The 9,805-nt window shown below is 70.6% G+C and carries 7 protein-coding genes; 5 read left to right on the top strand and 2 right to left on the bottom strand.

Annotated features, from left to right (window positions below):
* A partial coding sequence (locus ACSW7Y_RS13585) for an ABC transporter ATP-binding protein (protein ID WP_438126785.1) occupies nucleotides 1-894 on the top strand: 894 nt, incomplete at its 5' end.
* A gap of 270 nt (nucleotides 895-1,164) precedes the next feature.
* Here the strand turns inward: ACSW7Y_RS13585 and proP are convergent.
* Nucleotides 1,165-2,742: a glycine betaine/L-proline transporter ProP gene (proP, locus tag ACSW7Y_RS13580; RefSeq protein ID WP_438126784.1), complete on the bottom strand. Its 1,578-nt coding sequence runs from the start codon at nucleotides 2,740-2,742 to the stop codon at nucleotides 1,165-1,167.
* Nucleotides 2,743-3,017: 275 nt separating this feature from the next.
* Here proP and valS point away from each other — a divergent pair, with 275 nt between their 5' ends.
* Both valS and ACSW7Y_RS13570 read left to right on the top strand, forming a co-directional pair.
* Nucleotides 3,018-5,639: a valine--tRNA ligase gene (gene valS, locus ACSW7Y_RS13575; protein WP_438126783.1), complete on the top strand. Its 2,622-nt coding sequence runs from the start codon at nucleotides 3,018-3,020 to the stop codon at nucleotides 5,637-5,639.
* 66 nt (nucleotides 5,640-5,705) lie between these two features.
* Nucleotides 5,706-5,933 (top strand): hypothetical protein, encoded by a 228-nt coding sequence (locus ACSW7Y_RS13570; RefSeq protein ID WP_438126782.1) that lies wholly within the window; start codon nucleotides 5,706-5,708, stop codon nucleotides 5,931-5,933.
* 80 nt (nucleotides 5,934-6,013) lie between these two features.
* Here the strand turns inward: ACSW7Y_RS13570 and ACSW7Y_RS13565 are convergent, their stop codons facing one another.
* Nucleotides 6,014-6,850: an alpha/beta fold hydrolase gene (locus ACSW7Y_RS13565; protein WP_438126781.1), complete on the bottom strand. Its 837-nt coding sequence runs from the start codon at nucleotides 6,848-6,850 to the stop codon at nucleotides 6,014-6,016.
* 122 nt (nucleotides 6,851-6,972) lie between these two features.
* On the opposite strand from ACSW7Y_RS13565, the gene ACSW7Y_RS13560 reads away from it, so the two are divergent.
* On the top strand, nucleotides 6,973-7,557 hold the full coding sequence (locus tag ACSW7Y_RS13560) for a TetR/AcrR family transcriptional regulator (RefSeq protein ID WP_438126780.1): 585 nt from the start codon (nucleotides 6,973-6,975) through the stop codon (nucleotides 7,555-7,557).
* 216 nt (nucleotides 7,558-7,773) lie between these two features.
* Entirely contained in the window at nucleotides 7,774-9,801 is a 2,028-nt protein-coding gene (locus tag ACSW7Y_RS13555) for a M3 family metallopeptidase (RefSeq protein ID WP_438126779.1), read from the top strand.
* Nucleotides 9,802-9,805 lie beyond the last annotated feature (4 nt).

Genomic DNA, 9,805 nt, shown 5'->3' with positions numbered 1-9,805 from the left:
GTTCCGCACACGGTGGCAGCCTCGCCTCCTCGCACCGAGTCGGCATCCTCGCACCAGGACAGGGACACCTCGCACGGTGCGACGGCACCCGACCACGACGGGGGCACCTCGCACGGTGCGAGGGAGCGCGTGCTCGGCGCGGAGGGGCTCGCGCGGTCGTTCGGCGACACCGCGGCCGTCCGGGACGTCTCGTTCGCCCTCGACCGTGGTCGCGTGCTCGGGGTCATCGGTGCGTCCGGCTCCGGCAAGACGACGCTCGCGCGGCTGCTGCTCGGCCTCGAGACTCCTGACGACGGCACGGTCGCACTCGACGGCGAGCCGTGGGCGCCGCTCCCCGAACGCGACCGTCGAAGCCGTCGGCACCGCGTGTCCGCGGTGGTGCAGGACCCCGGCGCGACGTTCGACGAACGGTGGGACGTCGAACGGGTGCTCGCGGACGCGTTCTCGCGCGGGGCGGAACGACGGGCCCGCGGGGACCTCGGGGCACGGGTCGACGCGGCGCTCCGGCAGGTCGGGCTCGACCCGGCGCTGCGGTCCCGGTCGCCCCTGACGCTCTCCGGCGGGCAGCGGCAGCGGCTCGCCATCGCCCGGTCGCTCGCCACGGGTCCGGAGGTCCTCGTGCTCGACGAACCCGTCACGGCGCTCGACGCGACCGTGCAGGACGCCGTGCTCGGGCTGCTCGAACGGCTGCGTGACGAGACCGGGGTCGCGATGGTGTTCGTGTCGCACGACCTCCGGGCGGTCCGGCGGATGGCCGACGACGTGATGGTCGTCCACGAGGGCGCCGTCGTCGAGCACGGCCCGGCGGCCACCGTGTTCGGCCGGCCGGGACACCCCGTCACGGCGCGCCTGCTGCACGCTGCGGACGTCCTCGCGACCGGTCCCGCCGCCTGACGCGCCCCGCGCCCGCACCCGCACCCGCGCCCGCGCCCGCACCCGAGACTCGGCCCCGCGGACACCCTCGCGGGAGTGCGCTCGAGAAACTGTCCGCAGAGCCGAGACTCCGGCTGGGCGAGGCGAGCCCGTGCGCGGCATCGCGAGAACCGTTTCTCAGTACGAGACTCGGGGAACCGCCGGTCCGGCAGCAGCGCGACCACATGACGGAAGGCGCGGTGCGGGACGGACCCGCACCGCGCCTCCAGACCGGTCGACGACCAACGGTCGTCAGGAGCCGGCAGGCTCCTTGTGCGCGTCGCCCGACGTGGGCGCGTCGCCGCTGATGATCGGGATCTCGCTCGTCGAGAAGTCCTTCGCCCAGTCGGACTGCGCGAGGTCGGACTCCGGGTCGTTGTAGTCCTCGATGACCGCGGCGATCTCGTCCTCGTGCGCGACCGTCGGGCCGGACCCCAAGAGCGGGGTGGCGGCGGTCTCCTTGGTGAAGTACACCGCCACGAGACCGATCACGGCCGCGAGCATGAGGTAGAACGCCGGGATGTCCTCGGCCCACCCGAAGCCGGCGTCCTTCGCCGCGTTGATGAGCGCGGCCGTGGCCAGCGGGGTCGTGCCGCCGAAGAGCGAGACGGACACGTTGAACGCGATCGCCAGGGCGCCGTAGCGGATGATCGTCGGGAACAGCGCGGGCAGGGTCGACGGCATCGTGGACGTGAAGGTCACGAGCACGAGGCCGAGGATGAGCAGCCCGAAGAACACGCCGATGCCGGTGCCGCTCTGGACGAGCTTGAGCGACGGCCACGACAGCAGGATGAAGCCGATGCAGCCGGCCGCGAGGACCGGACGACGCCCGAACTTGTCGGAGAGGCGTCCGCCGAACGTGATGACGACCATCATGAGGATCATCACGATGACGATCAGGATGAGGCCGAAGGTCGCGTTCTGCCCGAGGTTCTGCTCGAGGTAGGTCGGCATGTACGACAGCAGCATGTAGTCGGTCACGTTGAAGACCAGGACGAGGCCGATGCAGATGATGAGTCCGCGCCAGTTCTCCGCGAAGAGCTTGAGGAACGGCGTCTTCTGGGACTCGCGCTCGGCGGCCTGCTCCTGCTGCTTCTGGAAGGCCGGGGTCTCCTCGAGCTTCAGCCGCAGGTAGAGGCCGATGAGCCCGAGCGGTCCGGCGACGATGAACGGGATGCGCCAGCCCCAGCTGAGCAGCGCGTCCTCGGACAGGCCGAACTGCAGCGCGGTGACGATGGACGCACCGAGCACGTACCCGGCGAGCGTGCCGAACTCGAGCCACGAGCCCATGAACCCGCGACGCTTGTCCGGGGAGTACTCGGCGATGAACGTCGCGGCACCGCCGTACTCACCGCCGGTCGAGAAGCCCTGCACGAAGCGGGCGACGAGCAGCAGGACCGGGGCCCAGAAGCCGATCGTCTGGTACGAGGGGATCAGGCCGATCATGAGCGTGCCGGCGGCCATCAGGATCATCGTCAGCGCGAGGACCTTCTGCCGGCCGATCTTGTCGCCGATCGGTCCGAACACGGCACCACCGATCGGGCGCACGATGAACGCGGCGGCGAAGAACCCGAACGTCGCGACGATGTTCGCGGCCGGGTCGCCCTGCGGCAGGAAGACCTGCGAGATCGTCACGGTGAGGTACGCGAAGATGCCGAAGTCGAACCACTCCATGGCGTTGCCCAGGGCAGCGGCGGCGACGGCGCGCTTCAGCAGCGACTCCTCGACGACGGTGACGTCGTCCTTCGTCAGCTTGCGGCGGGCGCGCTTGACGGCACCCTTCGTGCGCAGCGGCCGATCGCCGTTGGCGTGTGCTTCGTTCGGTGACAAATCGTTCCTCCGGTAGTGCTGTGTCTTGCCTTCGGGCGCCCGGCGGACGGCGTCACTGCAGTCCTCGCGAACCCCGCGTCCGCCGGACAAACTCCGACAGACTATCAAACGCTCGGCGTGTCCGTCAGGTCGGTGTGGTAGCGACCGTCGGCGGTGACGGTGCGAACCGCTACCATCGGGGTACCGCGCCGCACGTGCGCGGACACTCAGGCACCTCACCACGGACTCGGTGCCGCACAGAGCGGCGCAGCGCCGCACGGAACGGAAGGCCCGCCATGTCGAAGCCCATGCCCGAGAAGCCCACGGTCGACGGACTCGAAGACGTCTGGGGTCCGGTCTGGGAACAGGACGGCACCTACCGGTTCGACCGAGACAGCGCGACGAAGGACGCCGTCTACTCGATCGACACCCCGCCGCCGACCGCCTCCGGCTCGCTGCACATCGGCCACGTGTTCTCGTACACGCACACCGACCTCAAGGCCCGGTACGAGCGGATGCGCGGCAAGCACGTCTTCTACCCGATGGGCTGGGACGACAACGGGCTGCCGACCGAGCGTCGCGTGCAGAACTACTACGGCGTCCGCTGCGACCCGCAGCTCCCCTACGACCCGGCGTTCGTGCCGCCGTTCGAGGGTGGCGACAACAAGTCGAGCAAGGCCGCCGACCAGATCCCGATCTCGCGCCGCAACTTCATCGAGCTGTGCGAGCGTCTGACCGTGCAGGACGAGCAGCAGTTCGAGCACCTCTTCCGCACGCTCGGCCTGTCGGTCGACTGGACTCAGTCGTACCGCACGATCGACGACACCTCCCGCGCGAGCGCCCAGCGTGCCTTCCTCCGCAACCTCGAGCGCGGTGAGGCCTACCAGGCCGACGCCCCGACGCTCTGGGACGTCACGTTCCGCACGGCCGTGGCCCAGGCCGAACTCGAGGACAAGGAGATGCCCGGGGCCTACCACGGCATCGCGTTCCACCGCACGGACGGCGGCGAGGACGTCGTCATCCAGACCACCCGTCCGGAGCTGCTCGCGGCGTGCGTCGCCCTCGTCGCGCACCCCGACGACGAGCGCTTCCAGGACCTCTTCGGCACCACCGTCCGCTCCCCCCTGTTCGACGTCGAGGTGCCGGTGCTGGCGCACCACCTCGCGCAGCAGGACAAGGGCGCCGGCATCGCGATGGTCTGTACCTTCGGTGACACCACGGACGTCGTCTGGTGGCGCGAGCTGCAGCTGCCGAACCGCGCGATCATCGGCTTCGACGGCCGTGTCCGCTCGGACGAGCCGACCTGGATCGAGAGCGCCCGCGGCAAGGAGCTCTACGCCGAGATGGCCGGCAAGACCGTGTTCTCGGCGAAGAAGGTCGTCGTGGACGCCCTCACCGAGTCCGGCGAGCTCATCGGCGACGTGAAGACGATCAACCACCCGGTGAAGTTCTTCGAGAAGGGCGACAAGCCGCTCGAGATCGTCTCCACCCGCCAGTGGTACATCGTCAACGGCGCGCGCGACGAGCAGCTGAAGTCGAGCCTGCGCGCCCGTGGCGAGGAGATCGCGTTCCACCCGGACTTCATGCGCGTCCGGTACGACAACTGGGTCGGCGGCCTCTCCGGCGACTGGCTCATCTCCCGCCAGCGCTTCTTCGGCGTGCCGCTGCCGGTCTGGTACCCGCTCGACGCCGACGGCAACCCGGTGTACGACCAGCCGATCGTCCCGACCGAGGCCCAGCTCCCGGTCGACCCGGCGTCCGAGCCGGCACCCGGCTACGAGGAGTCCCAGCGCGGCGTCGCCGGTGGCTTCCAGGGCGAGCTCGACGTCATGGACACCTGGGCCACCTCGTCGCTCACCCCGCAGCTCGCGGGCAAGTGGGAGTCCGACCCGGAGCTCTACGACCTCGTCTTCCCGTACGACGTCCGACCGCAGGCGCAGGACATCATCCGCACCTGGCTCTTCACGACCGTGCTCCGCAGCCAGCTCGAAGCGGACGTCGCGCCGTGGAAGCACGCGAGCATCTCCGGCTTCATCGTCGACCCCGACCGCAAGAAGATGTCGAAGTCGAAGGGCAACGTCGTCACGCCGCTGTCGATCCTCGAGCAGCACGGCGCCGACGCGGTGCGGTACTGGGCGGCCTCGTCGAAGCTCGGCACGGACGCCGCGTTCGACCCGCAGAACCCGAAGCAGATCAAGGTCGGTCGTCGTCTGGCGATCAAGGTCCTCAACGCGGCCAAGTTCGTCTACGGCTTCCCGCTGCCCGAGGGCGCGCACGCCGTGACCGAGCCGCTCGACGTCGACGTGCTCGCCGAGCTCGGCTCCGTGATCGAGCAAGCCACGGCCGCGTTCGACGCGTTCGACCACGCCCGTGCGCTCGAGGTGACCGAGCGGTTCTTCTGGACGTTCTGCGACGACTACCTGGAGCTCGTGAAGGAGCGCGCCTACGGCACCGCGACCGACGCGACGCACGAGACGCAGGCGAGCGCGGTCCTCGCGCTCCGCGCCGCGATCGACGCGCTGCTCCGCCTGCTGGCGCCGTTCCTCCCGTTCGCGACCGAGGAAGTCTGGGCCTGGACCCACGAGACGAGCGTGCACCGCGCACAGTGGCCCACTGCGAGCGGCCTGGCGGCCGCCGCGGGGCCGGGTGCCGCTGATCGGCTGGCTGCAGGGCCGACGGGCCTGCTCGCCGCGGTCGGCCAGGCGCTCATCGGCATCCGCGGTGCGAAGACGGCGGCCAAGGCGTCCCAGAAGACGCCGGTGACGCGTGCCGTCGTCGCGGCCCCGGCCGAGACGCGTGCGCTGATCGAGCGCGCCGCGGTCGACCTGGCGGCCGTCGGTCGCATCGCCGACCTGTCGTTCACGGACGGGTCCGAGCTCGCCGTGACCGAGATCGAGCTGGCGGAGCAGCCCGCCTGACCGGCGGGACTCGCTGACGCAACGGACGGACGGGAGGCACGGATGCAGTTGGGTACGCGCTGGAGCGTGGGTGGGCAGCCACCCGCGCGACTGCCCGAGACGATGGTCGTCGCCGTGCGCGGTGTCGAGGACGAGCTCGCGGCCGAGTCCGTCGACACCGCGACGTGGGGCTGGACCCTGACGTTCCTCGAGGGCAAGCCGATCGTCGAGCTCGACGACGGCACGTCGATCCACCTCGACGCCGCCGGGCACGCGCAGGTGACGAACCCGGACGACGCGCCGGAAGAGGACTGAGCGCTCCGAACGGGACACTCCACAGCACGACGAGAGCCGCCGACCCGATCGGGTCGGCGGCTCTCCTCGTCCGGGGTCGGCTACTTCGTGAGCCAGCCGAGCAGGACCTCGTTCACCTCGGCGGTGTGCGTCGTGAGGAGGCCGTGGGGAGCGCCCTCGATCTCGACGTACTCCGCGTGCGGCAGCGCCTTGGTGAAGCGGCGACCGGTGGCGTCGATCGGCAGGATGTTGTCCGACGTGCCGTGCACGATGAGCGCCGGGACGGTGACCTTCGGGATGTCCTGACGGAAGTCGGTCGGCCAGGTCAGCGGTGCCGCGGCGGAGGCGATCGAACCGGAGCCGGCAGCGACGTTCCAGGCGTTGCGGACCTGCTCCTCCGAGATCCGCGACCCGAGGTTCTCGTCGAGGTTGAAGAAGTCCTGGTAGAAGTTCGTGAAGTACGCGTAGCGGTCCTTCTTCACGTCCGCGGCGATGCCCTCGAAGAAGGACATCGGGCCGGCGCCGTCGGGGTTGTCGTCGGTGATCGCGAGGTAGGGCTCGAGCGAGGCGAGGAACGCGACCTTGGCGATCCGGTCCTCCCCGTGTCGGGCGATGTAGCGGGCGATCTCACCGGTGCCCATCGAGAAGCCGACGAGGATGACGTCGCGCAGGTCGAGGGTCTCGAGCACCGTGTGCAGGTCGTCGGCGAAGGTGTCGTAGTCGTAGCCGGTCGAGGGCTGCGAGGACTGACCGAACCCACGGCGGTCGTAGGTCACGACGCGGTACCCGGCGCCGAGGAGCGGCGGGACCTGCCCTTCCCACGAGTTGCCGTCGAGCGGGAAGCCGTGGATCAGCACGATCGGCTGTCCGGAGCCCTTGTCCTCGTAGTGGAGCGCGATGTCGACGCTGTTCTCGGTCCCGACGGTGATGCTGCCCATGGTCGTTCCTTTCCCCTGAACGATGCGGAGAACGGTCGTTCTCTGCGATGTCGACTACACTAGAGAACGATCGTTCCCCGCGCAACTCGGGGACGGTGAACACGCAGGGAACGGGGTACGACATGGCAACCAGCACCGTCGAGGCCGACACCAGGGCGCACATCGTCGACGTCGCCGACGAGCTCTTCTACGCGCGCGGCATCCAGTCGGTCGGCATGGACGAGATCCGCACCGGAGCGGGCGTGTCGCTCAAGAAGCTCTACAACGCGTTCCCCGGCAAGGACCAGCTCGTCGCGGCGGTGCTCGCCGGGCGGCACGAGTACTGGGAGCGCGGCATCGCGCAGGCCGTGGCGGCGGCGGACACTCCGCGCGACCGGCTGCTCGCGATGTACGACTTCCTCGAGGAGTGGTTCGGCGACGACTCGTTCCGGGGCTGCGGCTTCATCAACGCCTTCGGCGAGCTCGGTGCGACGTCACCCTCGGTGGCGCGGATCGCCCGGGAGCACAAGGAGTCGTTCCAGCGCTCCGTCGCCCGGCTCGCGGCCGACGTGGTGCCCGACCGTCAGGCGGCTGAGGAGCTCGCCGCGCAGCTCGCCCTGCTCGCCGAGGGCGCGCAGACCACCGCGGCGATCGCGGGCGATGCGTCGCCCGCTGGCCACGCTCGCCGCGCCGCCGCCGTCCTGATCGACGCGGCCACACGCGCCTGAGACGCGTCCCGGGACCGGACGGGAGGCGCGCGTCGGGCCCGCCCCGCGCCTCCCGTCCGACCCGGCGGAGCCGGCGTGCCGTGCCCGGCTCACCGCGCCCGCCCGCCCACCCGCGCCTCCAGTCCGCTTCGGCGGAGCCGGCATGACGTGCCCGGCCTACCGTGCTCGCCGCGCCATGCGCACCCTGCACGCGCCTCCAGTCCGTAGGGTGGCGACATGGCAACCCCGTTCGACGAACCGAGCACCCTCCCCTACTCCCTCCCGCCGTTCACCGACGTCCGGCTCGAGCACTTCCGTCCCGCGTTCGACGCCGGGATGGCCGAGCAGCGCACCGAGGTCGAGGCGATCGCCACGAACCCCGACGAGCCCACCTTCGAGAACACCCTCGTGGCGCTCGAGCGGACCGGCCAGCGGCTCGCCCGCGTGAGCCACGTGTTCTTCACGCTGTCGTCGGCGGACTCGACGCCCGAGCTGCACGACCTCGAGGCCGAGATCTCGCCGCTCCTCGCCGCGCACCGCGACGCGATCACCCTCGACGGCCGGCTCTACACCCGCATCGACGCCGTCCGGGCCGGACTGGACGCACGTGACGACCTCACGGACGAGGACCGTCGCCTCGTGGAGCGCACGCACACCGAGATGACCCTCGCGGGCGCCGGACTCGACGAAGCCGGCAAGGAGCGTCTCACCGCGATCAACCAGGAGCTCTCGACGCTCACCACCACGTTCGAGCGGAACCTGCTCGAGGACACGAACGACCTCGCCGTGCACGTCGACTCCGATGAGGAACTCGCCGGGCTCGACGACGGCGCGAAGTCCGCCGCCGCCGGAGCCGCGGCGGACCGCGGGCTCGACGGCTGGCTCATCACACTGCCGCTCTACACGGGGCACCCGTGGCTCGGCTCGCTCACGGACCGGAGCCTGCGGCAGCGGATCATGGAGGCGTCGCTCTCCCGAGGGCGCCGCGGCAACGAGCACGACAACCGCGACGTGCTGCTGCGGATCGTGCGGCTCCGCGCCGAGCGAGCCGAACTACTCGGGTTCCCGAACCACGCAGCGGTCGTCACGGCCGACGAGACCGCGGGGACGCCCGAGGCCGTCGACGGGCTGCTGTCCTCGCTCGTGGGGGCCGCCGCCGCCAACGCGGACGACGAGCGTTCGGTGCGGTCCCAGGTGGTCGGGTTCGACGTCGAGTCGTGGGACTGGGCGTACGCGACCGAGCTCCTCCGCGGCCAGCAGTTCGCCGCCGACAGCTCGGCGCTCCGCCCGTACTTCGAAGCCGACCGGGTGCTGCACGACGGCGTCTTCCACGCGGCGAACGCCCTGTACGGCTTGACGTTCACCGAGCGCCCCGAACTGCACGGCTACAACGACGAGGTCCGCGTGTTCGAGGTCCGCGGCGAGTCCGGCGAGGAGGTCGGGCTCTACCTGCTCGACCTCTACACGCGGGACGGCAAGCGCGGCGGCGCGTGGATGAACCCCGTCGTCGAGCAGTCGCACCTGCTCGGGACGCTGCCGGTCGTGGTGAACAACCTCAACGTCGCGAAGCCGGCGGCCGGTTCCCCCACGCTGCTCATCCAGGACGAGGTCGAGACGCTCTTCCACGAGTTCGGGCACGCCCTGCACGGGCTCATCGCACGGACGACGTACCCGCGGTTCTCCGGCACGAACGTCGAGCGCGACTTCGTCGAGTTCCCGTCGCAGGTGAACGAGATGTGGGTGTCGTGGCCGTCCGTCCTCGCGAACTACGCGAAGCACCACGAGACCGGGGAGCCGCTGCCGCCCGAGCTCGTTCTGGGGCTCAGCGAGTCCGAGGGGTTCAACGAGGGGTTCTCCACGACGGAGTACCTCGCCGCCGCGCTCCTCGACCAGGCCTGGCACCGCTTGTCGGCTGCTGAGGCCGCTGCGGTCTCCGACGTCGAGGCGTTCGAGCGGGCGGCGCTGGAATCCGCGGGCGTCGCCGTGGAGGCCGTTCCGCCGCGCTACTCGTCGACGTACTTCGCGCACACGTTCTCGGGCGGGTACGACGCGGGCTACTACGGGTACATCTGGTCCGAGGTGCTCGACGCCGACACCGTGGAGTGGTTCCGCGACAACGGGGGCCTCTCGCGATCGGCCGGGGCACGCTTCGCGGAGCGGTTGCTCGGCGTCGGTGGATCGAAGGACCCGCTCGAGGCGTACCACGACTTCCGCGGGCGTGACGCCGAGGTGGGGCCGCTGCTGCGGCGCCGCGGGCTCGAGTAGGCGC

Source organism: Curtobacterium flaccumfaciens (assembly GCF_051548005.1).
GTDB lineage: Bacteria > Actinomycetota > Actinomycetes > Actinomycetales > Microbacteriaceae > Curtobacterium.
This window is presented reverse-complemented; position numbering and strand designations above follow the sequence as displayed.